General features: G+C 45.6%; 15 protein-coding genes. All 15 read right to left on the minus strand.

Going from position 1 to position 16,001, the window contains the following annotated elements:
* Positions 1-43: 43 nt before the first annotated feature.
* The 15 genes from BLS58_RS08060 to BLS58_RS08130 all read right to left on the minus strand — a co-directional run bounded on the left by BLS58_RS08060 (position 44) and on the right by BLS58_RS08130 (position 16,000).
* Positions 44-400 carry a hypothetical protein gene (locus BLS58_RS08060; protein ID WP_090397768.1) on the minus strand — a complete coding sequence of 119 codons (357 nt, stop codon included), beginning with the start codon at positions 398-400 and terminating at the stop codon, positions 44-46.
* 514 nt (positions 401-914) lie between these two features.
* Entirely contained in the window at positions 915-2,384 is a 1,470-nt protein-coding gene (locus BLS58_RS08065) for a transposase (RefSeq protein ID WP_090397770.1), read from the minus strand.
* 375 nt (positions 2,385-2,759) lie between these two features.
* On the minus strand, positions 2,760-5,447 hold the full coding sequence (locus BLS58_RS08070; RefSeq protein WP_090397772.1) for a cation-transporting P-type ATPase: 2,688 nt from the start codon (positions 5,445-5,447) through the stop codon (positions 2,760-2,762).
* A complete protein-coding gene (locus tag BLS58_RS08075) occupies positions 5,422-5,949 on the minus strand; it encodes a DoxX family membrane protein (protein ID WP_090397774.1) in 528 nt (175 codons plus the stop codon). The genes BLS58_RS08070 and BLS58_RS08075 overlap by 26 nt, the downstream gene beginning before the upstream one ends.
* Before the next feature lie 91 nt (positions 5,950-6,040).
* Complete coding sequence (locus BLS58_RS08080) at positions 6,041-6,907, minus strand: universal stress protein (protein ID WP_090397775.1); 867 nt, start codon at positions 6,905-6,907, stop codon at positions 6,041-6,043.
* Between the two features lie 96 nt (positions 6,908-7,003).
* The gene (locus BLS58_RS08085; protein ID WP_218126192.1) at positions 7,004-8,293 is read right to left on the minus strand and encodes an acetyl-CoA hydrolase/transferase family protein; all 1,290 of its coding nucleotides are present in this window, start codon (positions 8,291-8,293) and stop codon (positions 7,004-7,006) included.
* A gap of 138 nt (positions 8,294-8,431) precedes the next feature.
* Positions 8,432-9,361 (minus strand): hexose kinase, encoded by a 930-nt coding sequence (locus BLS58_RS08090; protein ID WP_090397777.1) that lies wholly within the window; start codon positions 9,359-9,361, stop codon positions 8,432-8,434.
* Positions 9,358-10,314, minus strand: a complete 957-nt coding sequence (lacD, locus tag BLS58_RS08095; RefSeq protein WP_090397779.1) for a tagatose-bisphosphate aldolase — start codon at positions 10,312-10,314, stop codon at positions 9,358-9,360. The genes BLS58_RS08090 and lacD overlap by 4 nt, the downstream gene beginning before the upstream one ends.
* Complete coding sequence (nagA, locus tag BLS58_RS08100) at positions 10,301-11,470, minus strand: N-acetylglucosamine-6-phosphate deacetylase (RefSeq protein ID WP_090397781.1); 1,170 nt, start codon at positions 11,468-11,470, stop codon at positions 10,301-10,303. Before nagA ends, lacD begins: the two co-directional genes overlap by 14 nt.
* Positions 11,471-11,483: 13 nt before the next feature.
* Complete coding sequence (gene agaF, locus BLS58_RS08105; protein WP_090397783.1) at positions 11,484-11,903, minus strand: PTS galactosamine/N-acetylgalactosamine transporter subunit IIA; 420 nt, start codon at positions 11,901-11,903, stop codon at positions 11,484-11,486.
* Positions 11,900-12,754 carry a PTS system mannose/fructose/sorbose family transporter subunit IID gene (locus tag BLS58_RS08110; RefSeq protein ID WP_090397785.1) on the minus strand — a complete coding sequence of 285 codons (855 nt, stop codon included), beginning with the start codon at positions 12,752-12,754 and terminating at the stop codon, positions 11,900-11,902. The genes agaF and BLS58_RS08110 overlap by 4 nt, the downstream gene beginning before the upstream one ends.
* Entirely contained in the window at positions 12,744-13,520 is a 777-nt protein-coding gene (agaW, locus tag BLS58_RS08115; protein WP_090397787.1) for a PTS N-acetylgalactosamine transporter subunit IIC, read from the minus strand. The genes BLS58_RS08110 and agaW overlap by 11 nt, the downstream gene beginning before the upstream one ends.
* Positions 13,521-13,591: 71 nt before the next feature.
* On the minus strand, positions 13,592-14,065 hold the full coding sequence (agaV, locus tag BLS58_RS08120; RefSeq protein ID WP_090397789.1) for a PTS N-acetylgalactosamine transporter subunit IIB: 474 nt from the start codon (positions 14,063-14,065) through the stop codon (positions 13,592-13,594).
* Between the two features lie 20 nt (positions 14,066-14,085).
* Entirely contained in the window at positions 14,086-15,249 is a 1,164-nt protein-coding gene (locus BLS58_RS08125; RefSeq protein ID WP_090397791.1) for an SIS domain-containing protein, read from the minus strand.
* A gap of 22 nt (positions 15,250-15,271) precedes the next feature.
* Positions 15,272-16,000 (minus strand): GntR family transcriptional regulator, encoded by a 729-nt coding sequence (locus tag BLS58_RS08130; RefSeq protein WP_245723106.1) that lies wholly within the window; start codon positions 15,998-16,000, stop codon positions 15,272-15,274.
* Between the last annotated feature and the right edge of the window lies 1 nt (position 16,001).

Consider the following 16,001-nt stretch of genomic DNA (forward strand, 5'->3'; position numbering starts at 1 on the left):
TGGCTTTTTGCTTGTACCCAGGTTAGCCACTTTATCGCCTCATTCATTTCGAAATATAATGCGTCGCGTACCGTTCTTCGATTGCTTTCGTCCCGGACTTGGAAAACTGCAAACGTTGCTTCGGGCCTTTTCCCCACTTTTTATAAAACGTGAATGATGGCTTGAGTCCTTTCTTTTGGGCAAATTCGCGAATGGTTTTTAAGACAAAATTTTGGCTGGGAAGACTGCCCCGCATCGAGCGTTCCAGGTGGGGTGTCCGTTTGAATCTCCAGTCTTCGACTTCTTTCGGTGTTAAGCGCTCCAGCTTCAGAAGAACATCAATGGGACTCACATAGCCCTTTTCCGATAAAATTTGTTCCGAATGTTGGAACACGCGTTGCCGTAATTTCTGTCGGTTCATTGCTGGCATACTCCTTTACTGTTTTTGCTAATCCAGCAACTTCTCTACTTCCGTCCACGTTTCAGTTTGAGCTAACTCTTTTTGGATCTTTTCAAGCGATTCCGGGCTTTCGATGGACTCCATTTTCTCTGTAACGATCCATGGAACGTTCGGGGAATTTGGCTTTCAGAAATATAATGATAGACTTAACGATTTCGTACTCCTGTCGTTTCTTTTTATTATACCAAAAATACAGCATTTTTGGTTATGTTTAAGACGCCTTGGAGTTGATTTTTAACTAGACTTCGGTCAGACTGTTGCGTACTTCATTTTTTACCTGACCGCCGCCTCCAACCGCTTCTGTTGAAGCGCTAATACATGTAATAGCCTCTCGGAATTAGAAGGCGGTGGAGGTGGTTCGGACAAACGATCAAAGGGTTAATAGTCCCAAGTAAGCTCTAAATGACCTGGGAATGAAAACCATTTTCAAAATTGGGCATACGTGCAGAATTTTGAATGTCGCTTTTTTAAAAACTTAAGCGGCGGCCGGGCAGATGGTCGTTTTGAGCTTGTTCCAGTCGTTTTTTTGGCTTTCGTACCAGGCGTCTATATGTTGGCAGATCATAATGCCATAAATGCGCATAGTCCACATCATCGTGGAACGGTGTCGGCCGGCTTCCAACTGATAATCTTTCTTCTCGCGCTTGTTTGTCCTTTCGCTTGAAGTTCGGCGTTTGTAGGTGTCTTTCCACGCTTGAGAATCGCGTGGTGTTTTTGGAAACAAACGCAGGTTGTCGCTTGATTTCGTATGATAGGTTCGACCATATGTCGCGTCCGAACACCCGCAGGATCGCGTGCACCGCCACTTCCGGCGGTTCTGGGCTTTGTCAAAGCCATTCGATTTCATTTTCTTTCCATTGGGACAGATGGGAATGCCCTCGGGAGAAATCTGAATATCACTGCCCGTTTCGATGTTTGCTTTGCTTCGGTTGTTCAAATCGATGAAAGGCTCGGTCCCTTGTTTATCCAAGAGCTCATAAATGATACCGGCATCGTGAGCGGCATCCAGAATCATACGATCCACGGATCCCAGGGTGTAGCGTTGGTTGAATTCAACCGCGCTCGCGACCAAACTGACCGCATCATGCCGGGAAGCCGGATGCAGACGTGGATACAACGGTAAATCATGTGGGCTGTCCGCGGCCGTGAACATGTAGAGATGATAGCCGTTAAAGTACTTCTCACGGGAGCTGTCCCACCCGGCGTCGCAATCGGGCTGGGAATAGATGCGATGATGACTACAATCATAAATCCCGTTTGCCCGACAATCACAGGTCGGCTTGCTTCGCCGATAGGCTTGCGTGACCACAGGAGTACCATCACCGGCGACACTAAGCGCATTCGGATCTCCAATGAGGCCCAGGTCCGCAGAAACCTTTAAGATGTTCTGCTCAAAAAACTGAAAGAGAGGGTCACCGGGCAATGGTTTAAAAATGTCCATATGGCGTTCCAGCCATCGTACGATACGCTCGACTTTGCCTGGCTTGGGGTTCGGCTTTTGGCCCTTCTTACCTTTTTTTCCTTTCTTTTTTGGTTTTTGCTTCTTGGGCTTCATGTTTTTGTCCACCTCGGGCCAGATCCGTTGTTCGATAAACTCATAGAACGTGCCAACCCCGGGGAGATCATCAGGAGAAAAACCACTGAGGATGGCATAAATGGGCGTGCGTTTCATTTCGTCGATCCATTTAGTGATCCCGATACCGGGATTCGTGAACAAAAAGACAAGATAGGAACGCAACATGGAAGCCGGGTCACGGGCCTCCGGCCCTTGATCCGAGTACTGATCCTGCAGCTGAGCGGTAATGCCGGAAAGGTCGGCCTGCCAGCATTTGAGGATGAGCGGCCAATCCTGATTCAGATGGATGATGGATCGTCCGTAATGTTCCTGAAGTTGTTGCAGGACAAAGTTCTGGTACGTGTCATGAGAGCGAACCGTTGGTTTCAAATAAAAACCCCCAAAATCGTAGTAAGGGAAAAAAAGTTCCCTTCACCGGCGATTATGAGGGTGGATTTGAAATGTCAAGTGCTTTTTGACCCGAATTTAAAATTTATTTTTCGCGGTTCATACGAACCAAAAAATTAAAAACTCCTACCGGTGGTAGGAGGAAACTAAAAAGCATGTGTCAAGAAATCCCTTGGCGCATCAGCCTCGGCGAATGCCGAGAGGCTATATGTAAATGAAGGAGGCGGGTTTTTGGACGAAATCATGAAAGCCGGTAAAGTCATTTACAGGCGAGATCGAGCTTATGCATAAATAGAGGGCTTCTCACGTTGTGAAAAGCGCCCGCTCTATTTCCATCATGTTAATAACAGGACTACACTACGTCCCTTTCCTCTTAACAATCTGCTTCGTAATCGCCTTCTCAATCTCTACGACGATGAACACGACGATGCCCATGATGATCGGGAATATCCAATGTGCAAGTTCAATCGGCTGGGTGCCAAAGATCGTGTTCATAAACGGGACATAAGTGATCGCGAGCTGGAGGCCGATCAGTATGGCAGAAACAACAAAAACGGCTTTGTTCTTGAAGAAGTCCTTATTGAATGCAAAATTAAGTTCCGAGCGACAGTTAAACAAGTGGAACATTTGCGCCAATACAATCATCTGCAGTGTCACCGTAGTGACAATGCCTTGATCGTACCCTTGCCCGATCATAGTGAAGTTAATGGCCAAAGTGCCTCCACCGATCAAAAACGCAACAAACAGAATACGAAAAATGTAGTATCCACTCAAAAGCGGGGTGTTCGGATGACGGGGCGATCTTTCCATCGTGCCTTTATCCAAGGTTTCAAAAGCCAACGCCAGCGAAATAGTGACAGAAGTGACCATGTTCACCCAAAGTATTTGCACAGGTGATAATGGCATCGCCACCCCTATAAGAATACTTGCCATGATTAATAAAGCTTGAGCCGCATTGGTCGGGAGAATAAAAAGAATCGTTTTTTTCAAATTGTCATAGACTCTGCGCCCTTCTTCCACGGCATTGACAATCGTTTTAAAATGGTCATCGACGAGCACCATCTCGGAAGCGTCTTTAGCCACCTCGGTGCCTTTAATGCCCATCGCCACTCCGACATCCGCTCGTTTAAGTGCAGCAGCGTCGTTGACGCCATCTCCGGTCATGGCCGCGATTTTCCCCTTTGCCTGTAAAGCTTCCAGTAAACGCAACTTGTTTTCCGGACTCGTGCGGGCAAAAATTTGATACTTTTCAACCGCTTCTTCCAGTTCTTCCTGTGACATAGCGTCGAGGTCCTTGCCTTCGAGGGCGGCTTCGCCAGTCTCTATGCCCATCTGCTTGCCGATCGCCATCGCCGTCTCGGCATGGTCACCGGTAATCATCTTCACCTGGATGCCGGCTTTCTTACATTCGGTAATCGCCCTGACCGCGGCATCCCGCGGCGGATCAATGATCCCCGCGAGACCGAGCATGGTCACCCCTTCAGAAAGATCAGCACGTGTAATTTTCTCCGTGTCTTCAGGCATCGGTTTGATGGCAACACCGAGAACGCGTTCGCCGTGCTTGGCATGGGCGCCCATCTTTTGTGTCCATACATCACGATTGAACGGTTGTTTTGCGCCGTCTGCCAAAGCTTCTTGCTCGGCCATATCGAAAATGCGGTCAGGCGCCCCTTTGATCAGCATCATTTTCTGGCCTTCCAACGTGACCAACGTCGCCATATATTTATAATCGGAATCAAAAGGAATCTTCGATTCGACGGTTAATTCATCGACTACCGTGCTCGCTTTTTCCGCCAGAGTTACAAGGCAACCTTCGGTGGGCTCACCCATGATGCCCCAGTGTCCTTCCTCATCCTGGTGCAACTCGGCATCGTTATTGTTTTTTACACTTAAAAGAAAGTGATGAAGAGCTGAATCTTTTCTTGTGTCCGCTTCTTCTTCGTTATGAAAAATAGTGCCTGTCGGCGCGTAACCGGTGCCGGATACATTGTATTCCCTGTCGGCCGTCACCACTGAAGTTACGGTCATTTCATTCTTGGTGAGCGTACCAGTTTTGTCCGAACAAATGACAGAAACGGAACCGAGGGTTTCAACAGAAGGAAGGTTTCGGACGATTGCATTTCGCCCGGCCATATTTTGGACACCGATCGCGAGGATAATCGATAAAATAGCGGGAAGCCCTTCGGGAATGGCCGCTACGGCAAGAGCAATAACTGATAGAAACAATTCACCGATCTCATAATCTCTGAAAAAATAACCGAAGACGAACATCACGAACGCGAGGCCGACGATGGCAACGGAAATCATTTTCCCGAATTGAGCGGTTTGTCTCAGCAGCGGTGTTTTGATATCTTCAATATCGGACATGGAGCGGTTGATTTTACCAATTTCCGTTTTCACGCCGGTAGCCGCGACAATCCCGGCACCTGTTCCCGAGACAACGGTCGTTCCGGAGAAAACCATGTTAAGCCGATCCGCCAATACAGCGTTTTTTTCCAATGGTTCCGTATGTTTAAGAACAGAGGTGGATTCTCCTGTTAGCGCCGCTTCCTCGACGTTTAATTCTTCAGCTCGGATCAAGCGCAAATCCGCCGGCACTTTATCTCCCGGGGATAACATGACCAAGTCCCCGACAACCAGTTCTGAAGATGAGACTGTGTGCCGTTTGCCATCTCTTCGCACATTAGCTTCAAGAGAGAGCATATTTCGAATGCCTTCGAGGGCTTTTTCCGCTTTATTTTCCTGAAAATAACCAATGCCCGCGTTGACGACCGCGACGACGAGAATGACAGCCGTATCAATATAATGCCCGAGAATCAGCGTGATCGCAGCAGCGGCGAGTAAAACATAGATCAGGATATCATGAAAATGCCTCATAAAAGCTTTCCAGCGCGGTTCTTTTTCTTCTGCCGGCAATTCATTTTTTCCGTATTGGTCGAGGCGCTTACGTGCCTCCTCCCGGCTAAGCCCCGACGCTGGATCTGACGTATACGTTTCGACGAATTCATCTACATTTTGGTTATGTGCTGGTCTCTTTTTGTCCATGACTGATGCTCCTTATTTCACGCCTTCCTTTCACGTTGTCCATCACTACTGGCACAAACCGGTCAAGACCGATTGCCCCGGCATTTCCCTTGCCGATCATGATGAAAATCGCGATCATGAGCATAAGCGGGTTCGTCGACACGGCGCCTGCCAGTAAGAAAGCCAGGTTCATTGTACCACTGAAAAAGGTTGCAGTCGTTGTTAACAAACCGACGATCAGGCCAAGACCAACGAGTATTTGCCCCCACATCACAAATGCACTAAACAGTGAGGCGTTAGGCAAAACGACATTTTCGAGAAAGGCTGTATAAAGGGGGTATGCGGCATTTCCTCCATCATCGATAACAGGATTGGCCACTGCATTTTGCAAAAAACCACCCGCGTCAAAGCCTTCCCTCAGTTTCCCGATACCTGCCGTGAGCCAAGTCCAACCGAGAAAAAGCCGTGCTATGAAAAAGATCCCCATTGCCCATTTTGATTCCTTCAAAAATGTGATGAACATATCATAAACACCTCCATGATTTATTGTGAAGTTTTTCACATGAATTTCCACGCATCGTTGCAGCAACGACGCTAGCTACTAATAGAGGAAATTATTTTTTCACCGTCATCACATCACAGGGAGCACGATGCAGAGAGGCTTCAGCAACACTGCCGGTAAAGATTCGTTCCACGGCATTTCGGCCCGTTGCGGCAGTAACGAGAAGGTCAATGCCATGTTTAGCCGTAAGTACACGCGGAATATCAACGCGGGGGTTGCCGAGACGTGTGACAATTTGAACATTTTCCACCCCGTGTTCTTCTGCTTCTTCCTTATAAGTCTGCAGCATCTGCTCCGCATTTTTTTGCGCTGTTGCTTCGTAGTTTTGCGGATAGAAAGCCATATCCGTGGTAAAGTTTCCTCGCTCAATGACATGCGCAATCGTAAGCGTGGCTGAGTTGTTGTTTGCTATCTGAATGGCCTTGGCTAATGCTTGCTCGGATTGGGTTGAGCCATCGACAGCCACGAGAATATTCTGGTATTCGTTATTTTGTGTTTTAACGGTCAGGACATCACAAGGCGCTCGGCGCATAGATGCCTCCGTGACACTGCCGATAATCATTCGTTCGACACTGTTTAATCCGCTTCCGCCAGCGATCAACAAATCGACACCAAACTCAGATGCCAGTGCTTTCGGAATGTCAGACCGGGGATTTCCGGAGCGGAGGACGGTCTGAACATCTTCTATCCCCTGTAACTCCGCTTTTTCACGGCAGTTTTCAAGCAATTCTTCGGCATCTTTTTTCAGCTCTGCGTGCAATGTTGTATTATAGAATGACGTTACGGGGGCACTTCGGTTATCCAGCACATGAGCGATCAGCAGGGAAGCGCCATCGTGTTTGGCCAACTGGGTCGCTTTCGTTAATGACTGCTCGGATGGAACTGAACCATCAACGACGACGAGAATGTGTTTATACATGATGAATGCCTCCTTCCTTATCTACTTGTCTATACCCTTTTTATTGTATTGTGAAACATTTCACATGAGGAACACGGGATGGGTACCCTTCGATTCTCACAACATTTTCAGCGCTTTGGCTTCACGTGTCAGTTCTTCCCGAAAATCCGGATGGGCGATGCTGATTAACAGTTCGGCTCGTTCCGATATGCTTTTTCCTTTTAAATTGACGGCTCCATACTCGGTGACAATGTAATGCACATCATTTTTCGATGTCGTCACCGCTGATCCCGGCGTCAATCGGGGACGGATGCGGGAAACCTTGCCATCTTTCGTCGTGGATGCCAAACAGATGAAACCGCGGCCAAATTGGGAAAAAGCAGCCCCCTGGGCAAAGTCCGATTGTCCGCCGGTGGAACTGTAATAACGTCCTTGAATCGTTTCTGAAGCGCATTGCCCGAAAAAATCAACTTCGGTCGTCGCGTTGATGGAAATCATTTCTTGCTCGCGACTGATCACTCTCGGGTCATTCACATAGTCGACGGGCATCATTTTAATCGCATCATTTTCATGTATAAAATCGTACAGGCGTTGCGTTCCCAACGCAAACGTGCCGACAATTTTACCTGGATCATTTGCCTTTCGTGACCCGTTGACAGCACCCGCTTCCACCAGATCAACAATCCCATCAGTGAGCATTTCGGTATGAATGCCGAGATCGCGTTTTTCCTTCAGAAAACCAATCATAGCGTTCGGCACGCCGCCTATCCCTACTTGTAGCGTCGCACCGTTGGGGATCAGATCGGCAATATAGGCGGCCATTTGTTCATCATTTTCGGAAGGGTCCCGAGGGGTGATCGTATGGTTCGGGCGATCCACTTCGATATATCCTTCAATCTCGCTAATATGAATTTTATTCTCTCCGAACGTTCTCGGCATTTGCTTATTCACTTCCAGGAAAAATGGAGCCTTTCCAATCAGCGCCGTCACATAATCCGCGTTCGTGCCGAAGGAAAAATATCCGTCTTCATCCATCGGCGAGGCACTGACGAGCACCAGCTGATGATTCGTCCGTTCCCACATAATGCGCGGCACTTCATGAAAATCGTTGGGCACCAGGTCACATAACCCTTCATTGAAGGCCTGCCTTGAAGCGCCACTCAAAAAATAAGCCACGTGACGCAATCTGCCGGGATATTCATTTTCAATATACGGCCGCTTTTTCTGCGCGTGCATTTGGTGAATACGCACATTTTCAAAACGACTCGCGTGTTGCTCCATCGTATCCAATAAAACGACCGGCTCCCCGTTCGCCATCGACACGATGAGATCGTCTCCATGATCAATTAAATTCAGAAATGTTTCGGGCGTCATTTTTTTGCGGTTAACATCTTCAGTCGTTTGCATGATGATACCCCTTTTCAATGATTTCTAAGTCTATTATAACATATGTATGTTCGTAGTTTTACGCAAGCTTTTGACGATATTGAGACAATCGACTCAGAAATGAATTAACGGCACCCTGGGTGGGGGTGCCGTGGCTTTTTAAAGTCGTTTTATATTCACACGCGATTTCACTCTTTCCAACTGCCTTATATCAATGTGCCCCGTTTCTTTTTCCTGAGCATTCAAAGCACCAAGGCTTAAAGCAAATGAAAATAACTCCTCGTCTTTGTAACCCCGTTTAATTCCCGTCGCCAATCCAGCAGTAACAGCATCCCCGGATCCAACTGGATTCTTTGCTTCTATTTGAGGAGCGCTCACTCGGTAGATGATTTCATTGTGTTTAATGATTGCGCCATCCGAACCCAGTGTGACGACTATCGTTGAGATTTCCCCAAATAACGGCGATTTCAAAGCTCTTGCCATTTCGTTATCCGTTGCGAGTGACTGTCCAACCAAGTCCTCGAATTCCTCTAGATTCGGCTTCATCATTGAAGGTTTCGGAGACTTTTGCAAGACCTTTTGAAGCGTTGACCCGTTTGTATCAAGAACGACAGGAACACTTTGTGTATGAGCTTCTTTAATGAGTGTTGTATAAAAATCCGCTTCTACCCCCGCTGGAAGGCTTCCGGACATTGTGGTGACATCCGCGTCTTTTAAAATTTCACGAAAATTTTTAAGCAAAGCATCGGTTTCGGGACCGGTAATGGTCGGTCCTTTTTCCAATATCTCCGTTTGTTTTCCTCCATGATGAATGGCGATGCAGTTTCGTGTTTCTCCATTAATCACGGTAAAAAGGTCATTGATCTGCAAATGTTGTAACGTTGTCCGGATCGTCTCGCCAGCTGAACCACCCAGGAAACCGGTGGCCGACACTTCCTCGTCCAGCTGGCTTAATACTCGTGAAACGTTCAGGCCCTTGCCTCCAGCAGTTTTTGACGTTTCCAGCGCTCGATGAACACCGCCGATAACAAAGTCATCGAGTTCGTAGCGGACATCAATGGCCGGATTGGCAGTGACGGTAACAATCATGAAAATAATCCTTTCATAGGCGTGGCGTTGTCTTGCAAAGTTTCGTTGAGATCCTGGATGTTTTCACGTCCTTCATGTTTCAGCCAGCGGAGCGCTTGTTCTTCGCCACCTTCTAAAAAGGCAGAAGCCGCCCCTTTCCAAGTCGCACGTCCACAGAGAACACCGTTATATTTTGAACCTGCTTTGGCAGCAAATACAAGCGTTTCCCGGAAAAGCTCTGCAGACACCCCGGCACTGAGGAATATAAATGGAAGATTGGTAGCGTCTGATTGTTCCTTGAAATATTGCGCTGCCTGTTCTTTCGTATAAACCACTTCGTCTCCATATCCCTCTACGAATGCCATATTGACAGGCACTTCAATTTTCAGGACATCTACCTGATAACGTTCAGCGGAAAATTCCTTCATGCTCTCGATGACTTTGTGTGGCTTTAGTTCTGCAAAAGCTTTCCCTTTTGTATCGGATAACTCGCTATCATACGTCAAAATTTCAAGGAAGTATGGAAGATCCACCGCCGCGCATTCACTTCCAACACGTTCTATAAACGCCTTTTTCTGTATATTAATCGCTTCCTCTTCGTCCACATCATAATATAGCAAAATTTTTATCGCGTCCGCACCTTGCTCTTTTAATCTGTACACCGACCATTCGTCAAGCAAATCAGGCAATCTCCCCGGCACTTCCTTGTCATAACCGGTTTTTTCATAAGCCATCAGCAAGCCCGCGTCTTCATGCCGCGCATCCGCTGCCTGCCAGCCGTATTCCGGGTCTAGCAGGATAGCAGAAGCATCGTTTGTCAGTTCCCGGGAGACAAGCGTCTTGAACCGGGCCATTTCTGATTCGCTCGCTTCCTCGCCTAGCATCCGCTTTAAAGCACCACGTTGGTCGATAGCTAGAGCGTTTATGATGCCATTTTCATTGGTTATCTTTTGGAGTTTGTCATGTTTGGACATTGCCCTTCTCTCCTTTATCTATCTCCACACCGTTAATCGCTACAGTCTTAATATTCATATCTTTATCCAGTACAACAAAATCGGCTGCCTTTCCTTCTTCAATACTCCCCAGATTTTCATGTAAACCCAGACTCTTTGCCGGAGAAAGGGAGGCTCGCTGCCATGATTCGTGTAAAGGGATATTCGCCCAGTAATGTATGTTTTTCACCCCATCAATGAGTCGGAGCGTACTGCCGGCAAGAGAACCACTCTCAGTTCTCGCCACACCATCCTCCATTTGAATCTCAAATTCACCGAGCATATACGTCCCGTCAGGCTTACCGCCTGCTCGCATGCAATCCGTGATGAGTAGGAGCTTATCTTTTTTTATATTTTCCACCAAACCCACAACTTCCGGATGAACGTGATGTCCATCACAAATCAATTCAGTGAAGGCTTCCTTTTCATTAAGCCCCGCTCCTACGACACCGGGCTCACGATGATGTAGACCTTTCATTCCATTAAATAAATGTACATAAATAGAAGCTCCATACGCATGCGCTTTTTGACAGCAGGCAGAAGAAGCATCTGTATGAGCAAGGCCCACAGCCACTCCCTCCTTGACCATCTGCTGAATGAATTCAAGGGAACCTGCTCTTTCCGGTGCAAGCGCGATTTTTCGAATCATCCCACCGGAAAGGTCCTGAAGTTTTGAAAAAATATTGTAATCAGGATCCAGGAAATAGGCTGGGTTTTGCGCACCTTTATACTTTTCCGTAAAAAAAGGACCTTCAAGAAAGACGCCCTCTGATTGGGCGCCACGAAGCCCTTCCTCTACAGCTTGTCGAACTGCCCCCACGCTATTTTCTAAATCTTCAATGCTCGAGGTAAGCGTAGTGGGCAAAAACCGTGTAACACCGCTCGCAACAATGTGATCGGAAAGCTGATGGATGGAATTGGCATCGCCATCCATCACATCAACACCATCACCACCGTGTATGTGAGTGTCAAAAAGCCCCGGAGCGATCGTATAACCGCTCCAGTCAATGATTTTAGCATCCTCATCAGATGGGAAGTCGCGGATTAGGCCGAATTTGCCGTTTATGATCTGCAAGTAAGCTGGTCCCGTTTCCATATCTTCCAGCAAAAAACGGTCGGCTTTTACGTAGTAGTTCATTCAACCTTCACCTTCAAATTCCATCTACAGTACTTTCCTGGGTTTTTCTTGATCCTTCTTCAAAGATCTTAATATTTTCCTTACCCTCTTGCAGAATTAGTTTCACAAATTCATCTAGTGGAAGTTCTCGTTGAAACATACCACTTAGGATCATTGGTAAGTTGGTTCCGCCAACTACCTCTCCATTCTGTTTTTCACTTGCAATCGTCACGCAAGTATTAAACGGTGTACCCCCTGCTAAATCCGTGAAAAACACGACACCATCACCTGTATCAACTACTTCAAGGATTTCTTCAATATCTTTTTTCAATTGATCTTTATCATCCTCAAAAGGAATGGCCTTCACTTGTTCTTGTTCACCAACAATAAGCTCGAGGGCTTGATACATCCCCTGCGGAAATGTGCCATGCCCTGTAACCACTATTCCAATCATGCGTCGTCATCAATCCCCCCTTCTAATATGCCTAGATAGGCTCCAAGTAAACCAAATAGAACGGTAATTCCAATCAATATGAGTGGAGATTGTTTTTTCTTTAGCAAAAAGTACATCGCAAGTGTATAAACGAGAGGCAAAAGTCCTGGCATAATGGAATCCAATACATCTTCCTGAATATCCATTTCAGTCTCGCCAAAATCCAAAAAGTAGTCAACGTCAATAGTCACAAAAGTGGCAATTAAGCCCCCAACAACGGTAATACCAACGATGGTAGCACCTCTTGAGATTCTTTGTGTCCCTTCTTTTATCTTGGCGATCGCATTTACACCTGCTCGATAGCCATAAAACATTAGGCTAAATCGAGTGCCGAAATGAATGACATTAAAAACGATGATAAACATAATCGGACCAAATATATTTCCTTCTATGGCCATCGAGGCTGCGATTCCACCTGTTAACGGAAGGAGAGTCAGGTAAAATAACGCATCCCCGACGCCACCTAACGGACCCATCATTGCAACTCGGATCCCTCGGATCGCTGCCCGGTCTTCTTTATTTTGCTCCATGGCTAAAACAATACCCATAATAAACGTAACCAAAAAAGGATGTGTATTGAAAAAAGCCATATTATCCTGCATCGAGTTGCTTAAATCTTTTTTATTTCGGTGAGCGTGTTGCAAACCAGGCAAGATGGAGTAGAGCCAGCCTCCCCCCTGCATACGCTCATAATTAAAAGAAGCTTGCAGCATTAAGGACCGAAAACCGAGATGAATCAGTTGCTTCCGTGTGAGTTCCGGAGACAATTCTTCATCAGACTGATCGTTTTTTTCCAGTTCATTAGATGCCATCGCTAAAATCCTCCTCTCCTGCTGCTTGTTTAGGCTGGGAATCATGTCGTTTATTCTGATAGTAGTCATAAAGCGCGATCGACAAACCGATCAGAGCTATAGCAAGAATATCCAACTCTAAATAAGCCGCTAGCAAAAATCCAACGATGAAAAACATGACATATTCCGCTCTCAACATAATCGTCAACAACATGGCAAAACCAATGGCAGGCATTATTCCACCCGCAATGCCTAAACCATCCGTAATCCACTCTGGCACCGTCTCAACAATATCTGCCGCTGTTTGTACTCCAAAATTAATGGGCAAAAAGGCGATAACAAAGTTCATGACGAACAAAATAACAAGCCCTAAGTAATTGAACTTTTCGATCCCCCAAGGGTTAGCGGCTTCAGCATGTCTATCCATCCGATGCATAACCGGTGCGTAGATGGTAAACAACAAAGTAATGAGTCCTTGCACAGCGACTGCAAAAGGAATCGCAATTCCAACAGCGACGTTGGGATCCTCGCCGAGGAGAATGCCAAACGCTGTACCAATGACACCGCCAATGACAGGGTTAGGCGGCTGAGCCCCTGCGAGCGGAACCATGCCCATCCAAATTAATTCAAGCGTCCCACCTATAATGAGACCGGTGGTTACATCGCCTAAGATTAAACCAATAACTAAACCGGAAAAAATAGGGCGATGGGCATGTGTTAACCCATTGTAATTATCGATACCCATCAGACCAGCCCATAAAGCTATTAAGGTAGCTTCCAATAACATCTGAATCATTCACTCCTTTCCTACTAATAAGGGCTCAATTTATATATTTTATATAAATTGGAGAGTCCTGATTATATCAGCTTTAAAATATCTTGCTGCCCCTCTGTTGGAACACGTCTCAACTCAAGTTTAACGCCTAATTCATCAAGCTTTCGAAAAGCTTCCTTATCTTTCTCATCTACAGATACCGTTGAAGATATTTGCTCTTTTCCCTCTTCATAATGCATATTCCCTACGTTAATTTTATCTATAGGAACGCCTCCACTTTTAAGAGCAAGTGCATCATGAACATCCCTAACAATCAGGAAAATCAGTTGTTTTGCAGAAGATTTTTGAATAATGTCAATGGTTCTCTGAATTGAAAAGTATCGGGTTTGAATAGACTCGGGCATAACCATGTCCATAAGATCTTGTTGAACCTTGTCACTGGACACCTCATCATTTGCTACCACAACGAGATTAGCACCAACGTGGTTAACCCAAGTGACCCCCACTTGACCATGAATAAGCCGATTATCAATACGCGTGAGTAATAGATTTTCCATAGTTAAACCCCTCTCCATTGTTAATAGTCATATATCGTCACACCCTGCACCACACGATTCAGACTGCCCTCAGGGCTTGGGTTATCAGGGGTAATGCCAAGCTTAAGTGATGTTCGCAAAGAAAGGACTTGAGCAAATAGCATATAGTTAAGGCTTAAAAAGAAATCATTTGGCACCGGATTTTCAGCCATAACAAATGTGAGATCCGCAAGTTGTTTCACTTCTTCATCTTGTCCGTCTGTCAGTGCGATCACTTTTGACAAAGCATCTTCATTTGATAATTCTTTAATCATATCTAAATCGTATTTTCGCGTGTAAGGATTTCGAGACACCAATACTACTGCCACGGATTGTTTGTTAAGCACCGATTTGGGACCATGTCTAAAGCCCAAGGAAGATTCATGCAACGCCACTACTTTCCCAGCTGTTAATTCCAGCATTTTTAAAGCAGCCTCATGGGAAGCTTGCCCTAAAGTTCCTGAACCCAAATAGACCAATCGTTCAAAATCTACAGTCAGAACCTGATCGATGATGTTGTCCAAATTTTTTAGTGCATGCCTCGCGTTCGCAATGAATGCAGATAGATGGTCTTCATACACGTTTTCTTTTGCAAAAATCAAATAGGCAGTCAACGCCATAGCACTAAAACTGCTCGTCATCGCAAACCCTTTGTCATGAGTTTCAGGTGGGAGCAATAATAGTTTACTATTCTCATCTTCTTCGATATTTCTCGCGAGGGTTCCATCTTCATTGCAGGTAATAACGATTTGATAGAAATCATCAACAATTTTCTGTCCAAGCTCAGTGGCAGCGACGCTTTCTGGGCTGTTTCCCGAACGCCCAAAGGATACGAGAACAGTAGGAATATCTTCTCGGAAATAGTTTTTGGGATTGGAGACAAGTTCGGTTGTTGGGGTTGCTTCCACTTGTACATGGGCAGGTAAATGTTGAATCAACTCTGGCACAAGCATATCCCCAATGAATGCTGAAGTACCTGCACCTGTAAATATGACTCGTCCCCTAACATGTTGATTAAATATTTCTTTTATAAACTTCTGGGCCTTTTCTCTTTCCGCCGCTCCTTGTCCCCACACTTTTTCCCATACATCAGGCTGTTGATTAATTTCTTCAGCCGTATTAATGGCCTTCTTTTCAATCAGTTCTTCTTTTGTATACGTAAACATGATTTCTTCTCCCACTCTTTATCTAATTTAGCTCAACCGTATAGTCAAACTTTTCTCCTCTTGCAACACTAATCGTGTATTCAATTAACGTGTCTCGATGATAAGCAAAGCGTTTGATTAACATTGCCGGATTTTGTGTATACGTTTCTAAATGTTTAGCTTCATGATCTCTCGTTATCGTTGCTGAAAATTTTTCAATAGCGCGAGTAACGTTAATATTATAATGATTCCTAAAAATGTTATACATCGGCTTTTCTGATAATTGCTTTCCCGTTAAATTAGGGAAAAGTTTTGCCGGTAAATGCGTCGTTTCATACATAAGGGGTTCTCCATCCGCTATTCGCAGACGGACAATTTGATAAACTTCTTCACCAGCATCAAGTTGGATTTTGCTCGCTAATCTTTCATCAATCGGAAAACGCTCAAAAGATAGAACTTTGACCGTTGGGACCTTACCTAACTTTTTCATTTCTTCGGTAAAACTGTATAAGTTCACCAAGTTTTGATTATACGTCTTAGGCGCTACAAATGTCCCTTTTCCATGATATTTGTAAATGTAGCCTTCTCTTTCCAAATCTTGCATGGCCTGTCGAACTGTAATTCTGCTTAGATCGTAGGTTTCACAAAATTTTCTTTCTGAAGGCAATTTGTAACCCTCATAATAAGCGTTGTTCTCTATTTTTTTAATAACCTCTTCCACCAGTTGACGATACAAAGGAATGCGACTCTGCTTATCCAATAACTTATTCACC

Source organism: Natribacillus halophilus (assembly GCF_900100185.1).
In the GTDB taxonomy this organism is placed as follows: domain Bacteria; phylum Bacillota; class Bacilli; order Bacillales; family Marinococcaceae; genus Natribacillus; species Natribacillus halophilus.